Source organism: uncultured Helicobacter sp. (genome assembly GCF_910577135.1).
In the GTDB taxonomy this organism is placed as follows: Bacteria; Campylobacterota; Campylobacteria; order Campylobacterales; family Helicobacteraceae; genus Helicobacter_C; species Helicobacter_C mastomyrinus.
Window position 1 is genome coordinate 14,384 of sequence record NZ_CAJTLL010000001.1, and the last position, 18,590, is coordinate 32,973.

The following is an 18,590-nucleotide window of genomic DNA, read 5'->3' on the forward strand; positions in this document are numbered from 1 at the left end:
AGCATCCTTCATTCAAAATATTACAAAATACTTTATTGTCTCCTATTTTTTTAATTTTTGCTTTAATTTTGGTTTGATATTGTCCTTGGTATGCCAACAGATTATACTCTTATACTCCTTGATGGCGCAAGGCAAGATATCAATAGCACCACTTTCCCAAACTCTACTTATTCTCAACGATTCTTTATGTCGCCTATTGCTATCATTGATAGAATCAAAATTATTAGAGGATATGCCTCTACCATTTATGATACAGATGCTATCAGCGGAGCGGAATGGTCAATATCATCACTAAAAGAAGTTTTGACAAATGGAATGCAAATGCGGCTTTAAATGCCACTTTGCAGGAGCAGTCCTATTTTGGCATATACCGCTTCACTCTACACCGCAGAAATGCTAGATTCTGCTAAAAAATGGAATCTGCAACTGCGACTAAAAGAAATCTTTAGCGATGACCCTCGCGTAAATTAGCTTCCTGCCCCTAAAGGATACACAGGCACATTAAGCGCAGGGAGAAACTACATAGGTGCGGGGCATTCACACCAATGGCACCGGGGGCAGAATAAGCTATGATATAAATGAGAGCAATTGCCTCTATTTAGACTTCTCTCACGAGGTGATCACAAAGGATTCATTAATGAGTATCAATTCAGCCTTTTTGCTGAAAATGAATGAGCAATTACAGATAGTCTTTTTTGCTATCGGTGGAGGGGGAATTACACCGATTTATTTGCCTTTAATGCCTCTCCTCGTGGCTATTTTGTCTATAATGCACTAAAAAGGAGCGTTATCGGGGATTCGACCTTTAAGGGTTGAGTAAGCACAGGGTATAACCCCCCCCCCTCTCTCTCTATCACGTCCACACTTCTCGGGTGAGACTTTAGGACAGGCGGTGGATCTGCGCCTATTTATGGGAATCTAACTTAAAACTACAATCGAGCATTAATTTTATGAGCTTACCGCGCGATGACGAGACAAATTACACAAACTTTGAAATCACAGGATTCTATACAGATTCTAGGAATAAGATTCCCTCAATCGGTGATGAATCTAGGTGCCCCTCTCCCCGCAGAATATATTTGTGACGCAACTATAAGTAGATAGAGTGTGCCAAGATGCCAAACTCGCTATAATATCGATACCGCTATAAGCTATGGGTAGAGGTATTTGCCCAACTTAAGCCCATAGATATAGCCAACCATAGGAGACTTAAGCATTAATCTCTCTTATACCTGGAATAAGAATGAATCTACTTCAAGTAAGAGCAAGGGTTTGCCACTCACAGGTGTGCTAGGACATAAATTTAATGGCGCAATAAGCTATACCTATAGGGACTTAGGAGGTATAGCTTTGCAGGGAGCAAAAGGCTAAACAGCTAAGGAGCAATGTCTTTTCCCGCTCTTATACAACAAAGTTTCTCACTCTCAATCCTGGCATAAGCCAACACTACCCGACCTCTTTTCTTTTGCATTTAGGGGTAAATATAATATCACTAAAAAGCTTCGTGCAAATTTTGCTATCTCTAATGTCTTAAATCACAACTTTACGGATTATTATGTCTATGCGAGTGCAACTGCTAACTAGGAATGACAGCACCACTATCACTTACACCTCGGCAAATAACTATGACTTCCCCGCAATGAAAGACAAAGCTTACTCCGCATCGACTATACTAAAACTCATCTGTAAAATCTCTTTATGCGATGTGATATAGGCATTGAGCTCCTCTAGACTCAAATCCTTAATCAAGGCTAATTCACGCTTATGATTATCTAAGGACAAACCTCTAAAGTAATTGCTAAATTTCGCGCCCAATCGTTGAGATAGTGTCTCCTCCCGCAGAGGCTCACTCCCAAGCAAAAATGCCTTAGCCGCGTCTAACTCTGTCTGTGTAGCACCCTTAGCAATAAAGTCATTTACTACTTCTTTAACCACTTTTATTGCCTCGTCTTTACTCTCAATCTTTGTTTGCAAATGCCCACTTGCATAATCTGCCGCGCCACCCACGCTAATGCTCATAGAAGCAGAATATGCCAAGCCCCTTTTCACGCGCACTTCTTCGATCATGCGCGAGCCAAAGCCCGAACCGCCAAGGATAAAGCTCATTACCTTAGCGATGTAATTTTTCTCCTTATCTACTACATCAAAAGGCGCACCAAAGTATATAAAAGCCTGTTGTGTGGGCTTTTTTACGATAATAGAATCTACCTCTTTTGAAGCACTAAAGTGCAATCGCTCCTTACCCTCGCCCACAGGGAGTTTTGAGAGTGTGGCAATAAGCTGCTTTTTTAACTCCTCTTTTTGCAAGTCCCCACCCGCAACAATAATCAGCCTTTTTAAAACAAGATTTCGCCCTAGAAAGGCTTTTATATCCTCTAGTGTGATAGATTCTATACTCTCTTCATCACCAAGCACAGGTATCGCCATAGGCGTGCCTTTAAAAAGTATACTTTTTAAGTTTTTTTCTGCGACATCATCAAAATTATCTTTATTTCGTGCGATTTTGTTTAAAATCAAAGATTTTACCTTAGAAAATGCCTTTGGTGTGAGGTTAGGGTCATATAAAAGCATAGAGAGGAGGGAGAAACTCTCATCGCTAAATTCTTTCAAAAAAGATAAATCAAAGCTCAATGTTTGCAGCCCCACACTCGCATATAAGCCAATAGCCTTGCTTTCTAGCCGGTTCGCAAATGCCACATTTCCTAGCTCTTTTGTGCCTTCATTGAGTAGATTCGCGCTCATCGCTCCAAGCCCTGGGATGTGAGCGTCCGCACTGCCTCCTACAAAGATTAGCTGCACATCACCCACAGGCAGATTCTTACTTGATTCAAAAAGGAGCGGCACACTCACATTGTTGATTTCTACGGAATCTATCTTTACTTGCTCGTTGTCTTGTGCGTTCATATTGCCTCCTAATATCGCAACTATGGCTATCCATTTCAATATATACTTCATTAATACCGCTCCAAAATTTCATAAGCCGTATTGCGCTTTGCCGGGTGGCTGCCAATGTCTTTAATAAGTGCAATCATCTCTTTTGCATTCATCGAATTACACACTCCCGCACTTGATACGACATTCTCCTCCATCATCGTGCTGCCTAAATCATTTGCCCCAAAAAGCAAGGCTAACTGCCCGATATATGAGCCCTGAGTAACCCAGCTACTTTGGATATTCATAAAATTATCAAGATAGATTCGACTACACGCCAAAAGGCGTAAATAGCGGTTTGATGAAGCCTTATGGATATGAGGCATTTCCTTTTGCAAGGGCGTATTATCAGGCTGAAAACTCCATAAAATAAACGCCCTAAACCCGCCAAATTCATCTTGTAAATCGCGTAATGCCGACCAATGCGCCACAATATCCTCATCATTCTCCACAGAGCCAAACATCATCGTAGCCGTGCTTTTCATACCGATTCTATGTGCTTCTCTATGCACCTCTAGCCATTCTTTTGTATCAAGCTTTTTAGGGGCGATTACATCTCTCACCCTATCGCTTAGAATCTCTGCTCCCGCACCCGGTATAGAGGATAGCCCCGCTGTTTGAAGTCGCTTTAACACTTCGGGAATGGAGATTTTAGACACCTTAGCGATATAATTTACCTCAATAGCTGAAAAGCCGTGAATAGTAATCATAGGGTATTTTTGCGCGATATGTGAGACAAGCTCCTCATACCACTCAATCTTTAACTTAGGATGCACCCCCCCTTGGAATAGAATCTGCGTCCCCCCAATGGCCAAAAGCTCATCAATTTTCTTATCTATTTCCTCAAAGCTTAAAATATACACGCCCTCCTCACCAATCCTGCGCTTAAACGCGCAAAACTTGCAATCCACCCAGCAAATATTGGTATAATTGATATTTCTATCAATAATGAAAGTGGTGATGTTCTCAGGGTGAAGCTGCTGCTTGATAGCATTTGCCATTTTGCCTAGCTCTCGCAAATCCCCATATCGCATTAAATCTAAAATCTCTTTATCACTCACACGTTTAATATTTTTATGCTGATTGTGTGTAGGCAAATGCCCTCTTAAATCGCTCATTTTTACTCCTTAATTTTAAAATCTCGTTCCCATAGTGAATTCAAAGTTTGATGTTCTATCCCCGGGTTGGGCGTTGATAGGGCGAGGGAAGACAAGCACAATAGGACCCATTGGGCTTATCCACTCTACTGATAGCCCCCACGATGCGCGAGTGGTATCAGCAAGATTATTAATACCAATCATACCATAGTCAAAAAAGAGAGCTAAACGCATTTGTGCTTTTTCTAAGATTCCATAGCTTAACTCCGCAGAATGTGTCATCATATAATTCCCACCGATACGAATAAGCCCTGTGGGATCTCTAGGAGTAAGTGAGCTGACTTGATAGCCTCTCACACTTGAAATACCCCCCATATAAAATTTTGATGTGATAGGCACATAGCCGTGGTCTATAATTGCCCCAGCTTGAGTCTTATAACGTGCAATCAAATCAATGCCAAAAAGCGATTTAAGATGATAATATAATGCCATTTTGCCATAGAATTTTGTATATTCCTCATCGCCACCAAGTCCGGCATATTCTATATATGCAGAGATAATTGCTCCATTTTTAGGGAAGTAGTAGTCATCGGTATTATCAAAATACAGGCTCGGGCTAATGGCAGATTTGAGGGGATTATCAATTTTAAGATATGTCCTATAAAGAGCCTCCAAAGAGCTATCATAAAATTCCACAATACGTGTTGTAGAGAGTGTGTAGCTAAGTGAGGCACGTAAAGTATTTGTAAGTAATCGCCCTCCGGTAATTGTGCCGCCTGTGGTTTGCTCCCTATAATCCCAATTCCAATATAGAGAGTGAAAGACACTTGCTGATGTGCTGTATTTAGAATCAAGCACGCGAGGATTGCTCAATGTAAGATTTACTAATTGCCGGCGATAGCTCCAATCAGCATAAATCTGCCCACTTTGCCCCGTGCCAAAGAGATTACGCTCACGTATGGAGGCATTTACCATCAGCTTGTCATAGCTCCCATAGCCTAGCCCAAACATCAGCTCACCCGTGCGAGTTTCTTCAACATTTACAAGCAAATCCATAGCATTCTCGCTCACGCGCCGCTCATCAATCTGCACCTTGCCAAAGTATCCCAAACGCTTAAGGGCATTTTCGGATTCTTTTAGGTATGAGAGGCTGTATGTATCTCCGGGGGCTAAAAGCAACTCTCGTCGTATGATTCTGTCTGCGGTGCGGGTATTGCCTGAAATAATCACATCGTGAATCTTTACTTTTTGCCCTACTTGTATGAGATAAAGCACCTTGACTTCCGCATTCTCGCTATCTTTGTCTAAATCTGGACTCACACGTGTAAAGGCATAACCCAAATCGGCGATTTTTTGACGGATACTCTCCATATCTTGCCGCACATCTTCAATATTAAAATACTCTCCCTTTTTGACTTTTAACACCTTGTGCAATTCTTCTTCTTCAATCACGGGCACGTGCAAAATAATTTTAATACCAGATACCTTGTATCGCTCACCCTCTGTGATTTTATAATACAAATTCGCACTATAATCATTGAAGTTTGCGTCTAAAAAGCCTTGTGAAACGTTTGCATCTAAGAAACCTTTACGCATATAAGCATCTTGGATTCTTGCATTATCATATTCTAGCTCTGCAAGTTTGAGCTTCCCATCATTGCGCCCCCAAAGCCACCCCATAAATTGCTTTTGTCTATTGGCACTTAGCTCTTCTAGTTCTTTCACCTTAAGCTTTTCTCTACCATTGTAGGTAACTTTTTTAATAATGATATTTTCACCTTGATTGACATTAAAGATAATGGCATATGCCCCATCATCACCCACTTTTGCAATATCGCTCTCCACCACTGTGCCATAATAACCCTGATATTCTAAAATCGTGCGTATAATGAGCTTAGCGCGATTAAGCTTTGTCTCATCATAGCTATCCCCCTTTTTAATGCCTATTTGAGAGTAAAGCGTTTCTTTTTCCTGCTCACTTCCATAGCCCTTAATCTCCACACTTGCAACTTTTGGCTTTTGCTTAATATGAAAGGTAAGCACACCTTGTTCGAAGGTCGCATATACATCTTCAAAATACCCTTGTAAATACAATGCCCTCACAGCTTTATCAACCTTTTGTATATTAAGCTCCTCTCCAGCTTTAATATTCACAATTTCATCAGCAAGCACATTTGAAATCGCATTTAAGCCCTCATACCTCACTGCACTAATCTCCTTAGCCCACACCACGCTAATTTGAAGACATAAGAGCATACACATACAGATTTTTTTCATCGCATTCCTTAGATCACATAGAAGCGCGATTATATTAAAAGTTTCTAACATTACCAATAACCAAACTATGCGGATTCTGTTTTCTTTATAGTTTCTACGCTACTATAGTTAAAACCACCACTAATCTTATATGCTCTAAGGAAAAGCAAAAGACATATCTCAAAAGGAATCTTTAAATATTTTATATGCTGTGGCATAATTAATCATACTTTCAAAATACAAAATGCGAGGATAATCTATGAATCCGCTGCTTAATGCCAAAGGGCTTTCTCATAGTTTTGAGACAACACTTTATACAGATATAAACCTCTGCATATACGAGGGAGAAAGTGTTGCTATTATGGGTGTAAGCGGCAGTGGCAAATCTACTCTTTTAAATAATCTCTCCACCCTTCTCCCCCCTAAAAGCGGGCAGGTAGGGCTGCTTGGCAATGATGATATATATGCCCTAAGCGCCAAAGAGCAGCTCTTGCTACGTAGGCTACATATAGGCATTGTGTTTCAAGCACACTATCTCTTTCGTGGATTTAGCGGTATAGAAAACCTCAAAGTAGCTTCTATCCTCTCAAATGAACCTATTGATAAAAATCTTTTAGAATCTTTTAATATCGCCCACGTTATCAATCAGCCTATAGGACAGCTAAGCGGCGGGCAACAACAGCGATTATCAATCGCGCGTGTGCTTACCAAAAAACCAAAAATTATTTTTGCCGATGAGCCCACAGGAAACCTCGATAAACAAACCGCCATGTATGTAATGGAAGTTCTTTTTGCCTATGTGCGCGCACACAAAGCCGCGCTTTTGCTCGCTACACACGATAAGGACATTGCCTCTTCGTGTGATAGAATCTACCATCTATATGATAGAGCCTTGTATGAAATACAAGCATAAAGGTATCTTTGATATTTATTATTATAATTATGCTAAACTCCTATAAAACACAAATATGCAAAGGAATGCTATGCAGGGTATTATAGATTCACTTGAGCAATGGGGTTATGTGCTGTTATTTCTCTATTCTTTTGGTGGAGGATATGTAGGACTTATTACTGCTGGGGTGATGAGTGCACTTGACAAGATGGATTTATGTATCTCTATATTTGTTGCTTGTGCAGGGAATACACTGGGTAGCTCACTTCTTGCATATTTAGCGCGGTATCAAAAAAAAGATATGATGCAGTATATGCAAAAACATAGGCGCAAAATAGCCCTTTCTCAACTATGGCTCAAAAAATATAGCTCGTGGCTTATCTTTTTTAGCAAATATCTCTATGGTATTAAAACACTTGTACCACTTGCTATTGGCTTTAGCCGTTTTAATCTAAAAAAATTTTTGATGTTTAATCTTATTGCTTGTGTGATTTGGGCAATCATTGTGGGTTTATGCGGATACTATGCAAGTAGTGGTATTATTATGCTGCTTGAAAAGATTGACGCACATTCTTATCTTATGCCAATAGTTCTTCTTGTGCTTGGCGTGATTTTATACATCATTATCACCCAAGTCTCCAAAAAGGCAAAAAAACGCTTATAGCATATATGAAGACTTTTTACCATCGTAAAGTTTTCTTATAAATCACAAGTACACTAGCGACAATATACAGCACACATAAAAAGCACAAACTTGCAAAATATTCCCACACACTTCCAAAACTCGCACCCATTTGATTAAGTTGCAAAAGCCCATTAATGCCGTGATATGCGGGTAAAAACCCTACCAAAGCACTCGCCCATACCGCAATTTGCGCCTTTGGCCACATAAAGCCTAGCAAAAACACAATAGGCATAGAAGCAAGCATAATGATTTGGGTAGAGAGGGCGCGTTTAGGCAAAATAGCACCAAAAAATACGCCAAACGCTGCAGTAGAAAGGATAAAAGCCGTGCTAAAAAGCCAAAAATCAAGGATATGCGCCCCCACATACACACCATAAAATTTATACGCAAACCCAAAATAAAAGGCAAAAAGCACCGCATAAATACAGAAAAATACGAGAATCTTAGATAACACCAAAATAAGCGGATTAGCCATGCTGTAGTAGTTTCTTGCACCTTGAGCAAACTGCTGATTCTGTGTGCCGCCAATAATCCCCGCCCCTGCTACAAGCGTTTGATGTAGGATAAAAATCAATATGGGCGCAAGTGTGTAGTTAATATAACCCATTGAGGGATTAAAAAGCGGCATAAAAGAGGGCTGTAAAATTTCTCTTTCGTGGGTTTGCAGTTTAGTTTTAAGAGAATCATTAAAAGCATTAATGCAATCTGCACTTGCATTCACAATTGCCCCATAAATAAGTAAATACGAGGCATTCGCCATAATCGCCACCACAGGCGGGATACGTTGATAGATATGTTTTTCAAAATCCTTAGGGATAATAATCACACCATAGACAGAATAAGATTCTATCAAATCCTGCACATCTGCTTCACTTTGGAGAATCTCCACCACCTCCAAATAGGGTGAGGCTCTAAAAAAATCAATCATCTCTCGCGATGAAGTCGTGCCATCATAATCGACAATGGCAATCTTTTGGGGGCTTACCACATCGCCATAATAAGGCGTAGGATACAAAAAGAGATAAAAAAGTGAGCCACCAAAGATAATGAGCATTGCAGACACGGATGTAAAGATATTTCTTGCCTCGCAAATAAAGGTAGAATAAAAGTCTCTCACAATGAAATATCCTTAATATCGCCGATACGTAAAAATTCATTATATGCTTCTAAAACGAGCATTTGACGATTGGTTTTAAGTGCCTTGTTCTCGACATTGACAAGCACAGATTCAAAAAATGCTTCTAGAGGAATTTTAAGCGCAAAGAGCGCGGCGATATGCGTATCTGTGTTTGCAAAATGTTGAGATTGAAGCGATTTAAGGGCTTGATAGAGAGACTTTTCTGCATTAAGTGTGAGAAGCGATTCTATTATGGGCGTAGGCTCTATGCTATCTTCTAAAATATTTGCCACTCGTTTAAAGAGCCTCACAAGGGCTTCCTTATCGCTATTTTCAAAGAATGCACTTAGGCTTTGGGTATGCGTGATGATACTGCGGAGATTACGCATAGGCTTATTATCCACACGAGCATTTAGCACACAGCGGATAAGCGAGGGATTGACTTTAAGCATACCCTCTAATCGCTCTAAAAAGAAAGATTCTATATGGCTTAAATCACTTGTCTTATAGCCAGCAGCTTCATAGAGCCTTGCTATATCAGTGTGTAAGTCAAAATCTAGCTCATAGTAAGAAATAATCTTTAATATCCCATTAGCCGCGCGTCTTAGGGCAAAAGGGTCTTTTGAACCACTTGGAATCTTCCCCAAACTAAAAAGTGTAAAGATATTATCAAGCTTTATGCTTAGAGCAACAATAGCGCTGATGAGATGACTAGGCAAGACAGAATCCTCTCCTGTGGGGAGATACTGCTCCTTTATACTCAAAGCAACAAGCGGGTGGAAGCCAAAACGCTTAGCATAATAATAGCCCATAATGCCCTGCAACTCTGGAAACTCATACACCATTTGCGTGAGTAAATCCGCCTTTGCATACATAATAGCATTACTTAGAATCTCCTGCATATCCACTAAGGGCATATCTATCTTAGTCGCATAGGATTCTAAAAGTATATGCGCGATAATGCCCTCACGCTTAGATTTATCAAGCAAAGACCCTGCCCCCTCCACAAAGAGAATCTGCTCTAAATCCTCCACCTTAAAACCATTTTTTATATCATTTTCATAAAAAAACATCGCATCACTTAGCCTTGCTTTGAGCACCTTTTGATTGCCCTGCACGATGGGAGCAAGATGCTCTGTGGTGCTGTTTGCCACAAGCACAAAGCCATTATGCAGATTCCCATTCATATAAGTAGCAAAATACCGCTGATGCTCCTTCATAGAGATGATAATCACCTCCGGAGGCAGACGTAAGAACACCTCATCAAAGCTCCCACACACCGCACGAGGATATTCTGTAATGGCTACAATCTCATTCAAGAGGCTTTCATCAATTTCTACTTTAATGTGATGGGTGGATTCAATTCTGCGAATTTGCTCTAAAATAAGGGTTTTGCGTTTATCTTGATTCAAAATGACTTTACCCTTATCAAGTGCTTGGAAATAAGATTCTGCGCTATCTATTGCCACAGGGGCGAAACTCACATCTCTATGGACATACGTTTGTGCCTTGCTGTGCAATCCAAAGGCGTTGAGCGCTATGCTTTCTTTACCCAAAAGCACACAGATATTGCGTATAGGGCGGATAAAACTTTGCCTTACATCTCCCCAAAACATACTCTTGCCAAATTGCAAAGATTCAAGCCATTTAATGAGTACTTCACCAAGCAAGGTGCTTGTTGCCACGCCCTTTTTTGTGTAGGTATGATAAAGCACTTCCTTGCCATCTTTTTGCGTTATTTGCAAGGTGGTATCTACACTCAAGCCATTTTTTTTATAAAAGCTTTCTCCTGCCTTGCTTAAGCCCTGTGTCTTATCGCCATTATTGAAAGCAATGCTTAAAGGGGGACCATAGGATTCTATCAGCATATCTTGCGTGGTAGTGGGAAAGTGCTCCTCATACAGCACAATACGTCTAGGCGTAAAGTATAATAGAGGGGTGGAGGCAATATTATGGGCTTTAGCAATTTTTTGCCATTTTTCTACCATATTGGGTAGTTCCTTTAAAAATGGCAATGCGGGAAGTTCTTCGGTAAAAACTTCAATAAGCAAGGGTAAATGTGCGGCTTTCAAGTTATTCCTTTAAAATTTTAGATATGATTGCGTGATTGTAACGCAGAGTTATTAAAAAGTCATTTAGAGAGATAAATATTACAGGAAACAAAACATTGAAAATAATATATTCTATCATTATGCTATTAGTCGCTCTAACTCCTGCTTTTGCCCTGCCACTGCATAAAATTGAGGGTAAATGTGTGCAGCCTAAAGATTTTAACAGGAATCAAAAGCAAGTGATTTTAAAAGCCTTTAAATACGGCGCAAAAAGCGGCTTTGGCTACACAATGGCAGCTATTGCTTGGAAAGAATCTTGCGCAGGAGAATATCGTGTGAATTTCGCTGACCCTTCAGCAGGTATCTACCACGCGCATATTCCCGGACTTCTTAAAAAGCATAAGCAAAAAGATACGAACTTTATGCGCAATATGGTGGGAGAGCTGCTTATGCGTGATGATGATTTTGCCTCTGCTACTGCACTTGAAGAGCTAAACTATTGGCACAGGGTGCGTAAGGGGAATTGGTATGAAGTGATTAAATCCTACAACAAGGGCTTTAGCTGGGAAAAGGACAAAGAACGTGATAAAATAGCGCAAGAATACGCCAAAGATGTGCAAAAACGTGTAAAGATTCTACAAACCTATATACCCAAAATCAGCTCAAGCACTGCAAAACTTGCTAAAAAAGACTATGCTATTGATTTTATAAAAAATGCAGACTTGCAAGATAAAATCTCACAGCTACAAGACAAAAATATAAAGCAGAAGCAAAATACAAAATCAGCAAAACAAAACATTACTATCCTAGAGGAATAATTTGCTATTTTAAAGCGCCAAATCGCCTCTGCTTTAGATAGAATGCCTCTAAGATTCCATCTAACTCATCCGTGCATAGATTAGGCCAAAGTGTGGGGGTAAAAAATAGCTCTGCATAGCTTGATTGCCATAGCAAAAAATTTGATAGGCGGCTCTCCCCACCTGTGCGAATAAGCAAATCTACATTAGGCAGTGTAGCTGTATCCAAATTAGCATTAATGAGTGTGGTTGCCTCCTGCGGAGTAAGTGTGCTTATCTCGTCTTTGCTAAGGCTTTGTGCTATTTTGATAAAAGTTCGTGCTATCTCATTATGCGAGCCATAATTGAGTGCGAGAATCTGCGTGAGATTGGTGTGATTTTGCGTGAGATGCTCTAGCTCTAAAATAGCATTTTTTAACGTATGACTAAAAATGCTAATATCCCCTATGGCACGGAATCTAATATTGTTTTTCATATACACGGGCTTTTCATTGCGCAAATATTGCTCTAATAGCTTCATTAGGAAATCCACCTCCACCTTAGGACGTTTCCAATTTTCAGTAGAAAAAGCATAAAGTGTGAGATAGGGAATTTTTTGGTTAGCACACCATTGTGTTACGTCACGCACAATTTTTGCGCCCTCTTTATGTCCATGTGTGCGCTTTTTACCTTGACTTTGCGCCCAACGTCCGTTGCCATCCATTATGATAGCAATATGCTGTAAGGGGGGCTTTTTCATATTTGCTACCTTATAGAATCTACCAATGGACGCAAGAATCTTGCGGGATTACCGACATAAAATCCACTTTGCACAATATCTTTGCTCACCACAGCTCCCGCACCAATCACCACATCATCGCAAATATTCACGGGCAAAATCGTGGCATTTGAACCAATACTCACGCGATTTCCAATATTTGTAGATTTCCACATATCTTTACTCGGTGCGGGAGCACCTTGAAAGAAGGTATCGTTGATAAATACCACACTATGCCCGATGAAGCAATCCTCCCCAATACACACAGATGAGCAAATAAAGCTATGGGATTGCACACGTGTGCGTTTGCCAATATATACATCACATTGTATCTCACAAAATGGTCCTACAAACACATCTTCATCCAACGTGCAGCCATAGAGGTTGCTAGGGGTAATAATCACTACATTTTTTCCACATTTCACATTCACAATGCCTACTTCTTTGATTGTTGGATTCACACTAGCCTCTCAATGCTTGTAGTTTATCTTGTATATCTTTAAGCTGTGCGGCATAAGATTCTATTTGCGTGAAAGTCTGCTGCGCGTGGAGTGTGAAATCATTAGGTATAGGGAGCTGCTCTAAATCAAGGGGATTGAGATTGCCTAGATTGCGCTCATAAAGCTTTGAAAGCATTTGCTGTCCTTGTGTAGAGAAAAGATAGCAGTAAATCCCTATCGCAATTTCTGGACTTTTTGAACGCACGATAATGATTCCGGCATTTGCCACTATTTTAGCATCTTTCATCGCTGGGCTTAAAATAGTAAATTTAGGCATCGTGCCACGAATGGATATAGCGATGTCATAGGGTTTTAAGCTGTATTTGTGAATCTTATGTATATCACCCTTAAATCGCTGTGTAGAAAACTCATAGCAAAATCCATAATCTGTAAAATCTGCAATGCCTAAATCAAAATAGATAATCTTCTCATCTTTGCTCCCACCATAGACGCGCTGCCCTCGAAATACGCTTGTGCCAAGTGCGCTTAGGGTTGTGTGATTTGTATGGCTTGAAGTGGGCTTTTGGACATAGGCACTCACGCTTAAATCGTGCGGATTGATTTGAGAAAGGGGCGTGAGGGAAGAATGCTCCCCTGTGCACTTGTAGCGATAAATATCAAGCAATTCTTTGAGGTGGATAAGGCGATTGTATTTGCCATCTTTATGGTAAAAATATGGCGTGTTAGCGTTAATATGAAGTATAGATTCATTATTGGGAGAAAGCACAATGATAGAAAAATCATAGGTTTGATGGGGGAAAATATTTTTAGGTAGCTCAATGATAGATTCTATCAATCCCTCCTCACATAGCCTCTCTCGCAATCGCCCTTCTATGGAAGATTTCAGCAAGGTTTGTGTGCGGAGGATAAACACGCCCTTATCCTTAAGATAGGAAAGTGAATGGATAAGAAAAAGTAGCTCGGGGTAGGTCTTAATCAATGTCTCATAAGTAGCAAAACGTTTATCTTCTTTTAAAAATTGTGTGCCGATATGGCTATCAAGCGGGGGATTACAAATGATTTTATCAAATTTTTGATGCTTAAACTGCTCATTTTTAAGGATATTATTCAAAAGCAAATGCGAGGAGCTAAGATCTAAAATCTTGCAAATAATCTTAGCTATTCGCACTAATGCACTCTCTAGCTCCTCACCGTAGAGTTCAAACTGATGAGCGGCATTAGCAATAGCAAAAAACAAGCTCCCCATACCATAGCAGGGGTTATACACACTTTGAGATTGTTTGATATCAAGTAGCCCTACGAGCAATTCATTAATCTCTAAAGGCGTCGAATAGGAAAAAAGCTTATGTGTGGTCTTTTTTTGCGTGATAATGTGTAAAAACTCTTCAATCGTGCGGTTTGAAACGTCATTTCCCAAGATAACTTTTAGAATCTTTAGCAAATTGCAATGCGGATTAAGCGGAGTGTAAAGCTCCTCTCCTAGCGCGCTTTTAAGGGCATTAGCATATTCTTCATAAATAGGCTTTCGTTTTACTGCAAGGGCGATGAGAGATTCTATAAAATCGGGACAATGACGTTTGAGATAAAACATCTCTAGCATAATAGCAATAGAATCAAACATATCAATATGATAGCGTTTGATATATTCAAAGCAGTTAAGCAGCTCTTTCATCATTCCCCTTAAGAAAATTGCATTAAAATCATATCTCTTTAAGCACGGACAGCAAGCTTTGTAATTGCTTCTGTATTGAGATCGTCCATATGGCTTCTCATTACTTTAGAATACATATCCACAAGGCGATTAGTCTCAATCAACGCAGTCATCTCACGCACCGCATTGACATTGCTTTTTTCTACAAAGCCTTGTGTGAGGACATCATTATATACGATTTCTCGTTCATTCTCGCGCTCTTTTGGGTATTCATAGAGATTTTTACCCACTTTTTTTAAATATCGCGGATTCTCAAAGCCCACTATGGCAAGTGCGCCGAGATTGATTTGCTCGGCGATGGCGTCATTATTAAGATTGCGGACATAGATATTGCCATTCTTATCAGCCTCAAGGTGCAATCCCGCAGAGACTACAAGCCCCTCACCAGAATCTAGCCCATTGCGACTAAGCACCAAATGCCCATCTTTATTGACAATCTGCCCATCGCTATTGATATTAAAGCTCCCATCACGGGTATAGCGGATTCCATCAGGTGTTTGGATAGCAAAAAAGGCATTTTCACGTTGGAGGGCGAAATCAAGCGGATTATCCGTTTGAGTGAGATTCCCCACGCTTCTATCGGTGTATTCCTCACTGATGATAGGCACTCTATCAAGTGTGCGATTGAGAAATTTAGCAGCCTTGCGTGTGTGGTCTTCTATGGGAAGCTGCTCTTTGTGCGTTTCATAAAGTCGCAAATAATCACCAATCACCACGTCATCGCGCTTAAAGCCTGTGGTGTTGAGATTGGCTAAATTATTTGAGATTAAATCAAGGCGGTTAAACTGCGTTACCATACCGCCAGTGGTGTTATAATATCCGCTTTGCATAAAGCCCCTTTATGATGAAATTACCCCCATTGAAAAGCAAAACATATTCCTTAATATTCAAAAAACATATAAAAATTCATAGAACCAGCAAGGCTTTGTGCATTACAAATCATTTTGACATCATAAAGAGATAGCACAAAGCAGGAAATATTATCACTAGGGCTACTCTAAAGACAAATATAAGATATTATAGATTCCTTAAGGTGAATGGCAATGCTAGAGCTGATAAAACCGAGAAAATTGTTAGAATCTTAACAATTTTGTAAAGTAGAAGGGATTTTTGAGTGGTAAGGGAAGCTATGATATGATTTTAAAATCTTACTTAGAGAAAATGAAATAAGAAGCGTAAGAGGAAACTGATATGTATTTTAAAAATTTTGTAAAAGACTAAACAATGCCACTTGATACGATTTTAGCAGATCTTAAAACACAAGGCAACTATCGCCGTTTAAAAACCCTTACACACGAGGGGCAGTATGTATATTTTAAAGGGCAAAAATTGCTTAATCTTGCCGGGAATGATTACCTTCATTTAACTAAAGATGAGGGCTTAAAAGATGAGTTTTTGCGCCAACTTGATGCAAAAGATTTTTATCTTTCAAGCTCAAGCAGCAGGAGCTTAAGTGGGAATTTTAGCATTTACGAAAAATTTGAAAGCAGCCTAGCAAAGTCTTTTCAAAATAAAGAAGTTTTACACTTTAATAGCGGCTATCATTTGAATCTTTCGTGCATACAAGCTCTAAGCACCCTACCAAACACCCTTTTAATCGCTGATAAACTCATACACGCAAGTGTGATTGATGGCTTGAGATTGGGTGGAAGCAGGTTTTTGCGCTTTAAACATAATGATTTAGAATCTTTAGAAAATTTACTCAAACAATATCACAAAGACTATGAGCATATCATCATTATTACCGAAGCACTTTTCAGTATGAACGGGGATTTCGCACCCTTAAAAGAACTCACAGAGTTTAAAAAACGCTATCAAAACATCTTACTCTATGTCGATGAGGCGCATTCTGTGGGCTGTTTTGATGAAAGTGGACTAGGTTATGCAAAAAGCTTAGGACTAGATAAGAAAATAGATTTTTTAGTTTTCACCTTTGGCAAAGCCATCGCCTCTGTAGGTGCGTGTATGCTGTGTAGCAGTGATTTTAAAGCATTTTTTATCAATAAAGCAAGGGCGTTTATCTACTCTACTGCCCTCCCGCCTTTAAATGTCGCTTGGAGTCATTTCATTTTTGCAAATCTTGCAAGATTCCATAATCAAAGGCAAAATCTGCATAACATAAGCCATTTTTTTAAAGATGTGCTTTTAAAACAAGGCTTTAAAATATTAGGCGATGAATATATCATCTCCTTGCTTTGTGGGAGCAATGCAAAAGCCGATATGATTTCCAACAATCTTTTGCAAGGAGGCATTTTCGCCCCAGCGATTAAAGAGCCTACTATCCCCAAAGGCACATCACGCATTCGCTTCTCTCTCAATGCCGCACTCAATGAGGCACATATAGAATCTATCATCAAGGCGTTGTTATGAAATATACTTTTTTGCATACTCACGCACAGAGCGAGAAATGTATTATATTTTTTGGCGGATTTGCTACTCAAGCAGCACATTTTGCACATCTTAGCGCGGATTGTGATGTGATTATGGTGTATGATTACAGGGATTTTGTGCTACCTCAAGCATTTTTTGATAGCCTCGCTTCATATAAGATGCTCTACCTCATTGCCTTTTCTATGGGGGTGAGTATCGCACCGCATTTTATCTCTACTTTTAACCTTCATCGCAAAATTGCCATTAATGGCACAAATATCGGCATTGATAGACATTTTGGGATTCACCCGCTTGTGTTTAAAAAGACTATCTCACATCTTAATGTGCCTGATTTTAAAACCGCGCTTTTTGGCACACAAAGCGATATGCCCCTAAGCCCTAAAGATAAGCTACAAGCAGAGCTACAAAGCCTTTATAATTATGCGCTAAACAAGCCTCACTTGCAAGATTTTAGCTATGATGTAGCATTTTTATCGCTAAATGATAAGATTTTCCCCTTTAGTGCTTCAAAGGTATTTTTTGATTCACGCATTCCGCCTGTGCGTATTGTGGAATCTCCCGCGCCGCATTTTGCATTCCTAGCCTTTCAAAGTTGGGAGGAAATATGCACTATTTAGAGCGATTCCTCCAAGCGAAGCATACTTACGCGCAATCCGCTTTAATCCAAAGGCAAATGCGCCATAGACTCGTTGAGATATTAAGTCGCACACACAGGAGGGAATTTACACATATATTTGAGTTTGGCGCGGGTAATGGAGAGCTTATGCGCTTACTCACGCCGATATTGCATTATGAATCTTATATTTGCAATGATATTAACGATTATGGCGTAGATTTGAGGGATTTGCCAAATGTGGAATATCATATTTTTGATATGGCACATTTACGCAACAGTCCTTTGTGGCAATGCAAATTTGATTTAATCCTCTCTAATGCCTCTCTGCAATGGCTTGATTTTGAAAAGAGCATAAGCGAGATTCATAGCATTCTCGCCCCCAATGGCTTGTGTCTTTTAAGCACATTTGGGCAGAAAAACTGCTATGAGGTAAGGGCTATCACACATCAGGGACTGCCCTATATGGAGCTAGGAACGATGCGTGATATATTGACTCAATATTTTGAGATTCTCTATTTTCACGATGAGCTATTGAGTTTGCAATTCCCTAGTGCGCTTGATGTGTTTAGGCATTTAAAGCAAAGCGGTGTGAATGCCCTGCAAAGAGGTGGCTACATCTCTAAAAAAATGCTTACAGAGTATGAATTGCAATTTCATAACACACTCACCTACCACCCCATCTACCTACTCCTTTCTTGCAGAACAAAACGTATTTAAAAAATAATATTATTTATTATTTTTATTTTAACCTTTCTGTTTTATAATCTCTAATTGTTCTAGTAAAGTGATTTATACAAGTATCATAAAGTTATTGATTCAAGGTTTATA

At 39.7% G+C, this 18,590-nt stretch carries 19 protein-coding genes; 10 read left to right on the forward strand and 9 right to left on the reverse strand.

Annotated elements, in window-relative coordinates; translation table 11 throughout:
* Positions 1-90: 90 nt before the first annotated feature.
* The 4 genes from QZ289_RS00075 to QZ289_RS00090 all read left to right on the forward strand — a co-directional run bounded on the left by QZ289_RS00075 (position 91) and on the right by QZ289_RS00090 (position 1,085).
* Entirely contained in the window at positions 91-333 is a 243-nt protein-coding gene (locus QZ289_RS00075; RefSeq protein ID WP_295697730.1) for a TonB-dependent receptor plug domain-containing protein, read from the forward strand.
* Complete coding sequence (locus QZ289_RS00080; RefSeq protein ID WP_295697732.1) at positions 334-471, forward strand: hypothetical protein; 138 nt, start codon at positions 334-336, stop codon at positions 469-471.
* A gap of 166 nt (positions 472-637) precedes the next feature.
* Complete coding sequence (locus tag QZ289_RS00085) at positions 638-778, forward strand: hypothetical protein (protein WP_295697734.1); 141 nt, start codon at positions 638-640, stop codon at positions 776-778.
* Positions 779-950: 172 nt separating this feature from the next.
* Positions 951-1,085 carry a hypothetical protein gene (locus QZ289_RS00090; RefSeq protein ID WP_295697736.1) on the forward strand — a complete coding sequence of 45 codons (135 nt, stop codon included), beginning with the start codon at positions 951-953 and terminating at the stop codon, positions 1,083-1,085.
* A gap of 568 nt (positions 1,086-1,653) precedes the next feature.
* On the opposite strand, the gene QZ289_RS00095 is transcribed toward QZ289_RS00090, so the two are convergent.
* From QZ289_RS00095 to bamA, 3 genes are read right to left on the reverse strand one after another with little or no spacing between them, the layout of a single operon-like run.
* Positions 1,654-2,955, reverse strand: coding sequence for a pitrilysin family protein (locus QZ289_RS00095; RefSeq protein ID WP_295697739.1), 1,302 nt, complete (start codon positions 2,953-2,955; stop codon positions 1,654-1,656).
* Entirely contained in the window at positions 2,955-4,049 is a 1,095-nt protein-coding gene (locus QZ289_RS00100; protein WP_295697740.1) for a dehypoxanthine futalosine cyclase, read from the reverse strand. Before QZ289_RS00100 ends, QZ289_RS00095 begins: the two co-directional genes overlap by 1 nt.
* Before the next feature lie 15 nt (positions 4,050-4,064).
* Positions 4,065-6,305, reverse strand: a complete 2,241-nt coding sequence (gene bamA / locus QZ289_RS00105; protein WP_295697742.1) for an outer membrane protein assembly factor BamA — start codon at positions 6,303-6,305, stop codon at positions 4,065-4,067.
* Positions 6,306-6,543: 238 nt separating this feature from the next.
* Between bamA and QZ289_RS00110 the strand changes: the two genes are divergently transcribed.
* Entirely contained in the window at positions 6,544-7,197 is a 654-nt protein-coding gene (locus QZ289_RS00110; RefSeq protein WP_295697745.1) for an ABC transporter ATP-binding protein, read from the forward strand.
* A gap of 70 nt (positions 7,198-7,267) precedes the next feature.
* The gene (locus QZ289_RS00115) at positions 7,268-7,840 is read left to right on the forward strand and encodes a DedA family protein (RefSeq protein ID WP_295697748.1); all 573 of its coding nucleotides are present in this window, start codon (positions 7,268-7,270) and stop codon (positions 7,838-7,840) included.
* Between the two features lie 16 nt (positions 7,841-7,856).
* Here the strand turns inward: QZ289_RS00115 and QZ289_RS00120 are convergent, their stop codons facing one another.
* The gene (locus QZ289_RS00120) at positions 7,857-8,978 is read right to left on the reverse strand and encodes an ABC transporter permease (protein WP_295697749.1); all 1,122 of its coding nucleotides are present in this window, start codon (positions 8,976-8,978) and stop codon (positions 7,857-7,859) included.
* Positions 8,975-11,050: a glycine--tRNA ligase subunit beta gene (gene glyS, locus QZ289_RS00125; RefSeq protein ID WP_295697751.1), complete on the reverse strand. Its 2,076-nt coding sequence runs from the start codon at positions 11,048-11,050 to the stop codon at positions 8,975-8,977. Before glyS ends, QZ289_RS00120 begins: the two co-directional genes overlap by 4 nt.
* A 95-nt stretch (positions 11,051-11,145) precedes the next feature.
* Here glyS and QZ289_RS00130 point away from each other — a divergent pair, with 95 nt between their 5' ends.
* On the forward strand, positions 11,146-11,847 hold the full coding sequence (locus tag QZ289_RS00130) for a hypothetical protein (RefSeq protein ID WP_295697754.1): 702 nt from the start codon (positions 11,146-11,148) through the stop codon (positions 11,845-11,847).
* Between the two features lie 4 nt (positions 11,848-11,851).
* Here QZ289_RS00130 and QZ289_RS00135 read toward each other — a convergent pair whose 3' ends face one another.
* The 4 genes from QZ289_RS00135 to QZ289_RS00150 are packed head-to-tail and all read right to left on the reverse strand — an operon-like array spanning position 11,852 to position 15,585.
* Complete coding sequence (locus QZ289_RS00135; protein WP_295697757.1) at positions 11,852-12,565, reverse strand: di-trans,poly-cis-decaprenylcistransferase; 714 nt, start codon at positions 12,563-12,565, stop codon at positions 11,852-11,854.
* 5 nt (positions 12,566-12,570) lie between these two features.
* The gene (locus tag QZ289_RS00140; protein WP_295697760.1) at positions 12,571-13,044 is read right to left on the reverse strand and encodes an acyltransferase; all 474 of its coding nucleotides are present in this window, start codon (positions 13,042-13,044) and stop codon (positions 12,571-12,573) included.
* 1 nt (position 13,045) lies between these two features.
* Complete coding sequence (locus QZ289_RS00145) at positions 13,046-14,716, reverse strand: N-6 DNA methylase (protein ID WP_295697762.1); 1,671 nt, start codon at positions 14,714-14,716, stop codon at positions 13,046-13,048.
* A gap of 38 nt (positions 14,717-14,754) precedes the next feature.
* Positions 14,755-15,585 (reverse strand): flagellar hook-basal body protein, encoded by an 831-nt coding sequence (locus tag QZ289_RS00150; RefSeq protein WP_295697765.1) that lies wholly within the window; start codon positions 15,583-15,585, stop codon positions 14,755-14,757.
* A gap of 394 nt (positions 15,586-15,979) precedes the next feature.
* Here QZ289_RS00150 and QZ289_RS00155 point away from each other — a divergent pair, with 394 nt between their 5' ends.
* The 3 genes from QZ289_RS00155 to QZ289_RS00165 are packed head-to-tail and all read left to right on the forward strand — an operon-like array spanning position 15,980 to position 18,479.
* Complete coding sequence (locus QZ289_RS00155; protein ID WP_295697768.1) at positions 15,980-17,125, forward strand: pyridoxal phosphate-dependent aminotransferase family protein; 1,146 nt, start codon at positions 15,980-15,982, stop codon at positions 17,123-17,125.
* A complete protein-coding gene (locus tag QZ289_RS00160; RefSeq protein ID WP_295697771.1) occupies positions 17,122-17,763 on the forward strand; it encodes a pimeloyl-ACP methyl esterase BioG family protein in 642 nt (213 codons plus the stop codon). Before QZ289_RS00155 ends, QZ289_RS00160 begins: the two co-directional genes overlap by 4 nt.
* Positions 17,751-18,479, forward strand: coding sequence for a methyltransferase domain-containing protein (locus QZ289_RS00165; RefSeq protein ID WP_295697774.1), 729 nt, complete (start codon positions 17,751-17,753; stop codon positions 18,477-18,479). Before QZ289_RS00160 ends, QZ289_RS00165 begins: the two co-directional genes overlap by 13 nt.
* Positions 18,480-18,590 lie beyond the last annotated feature (111 nt).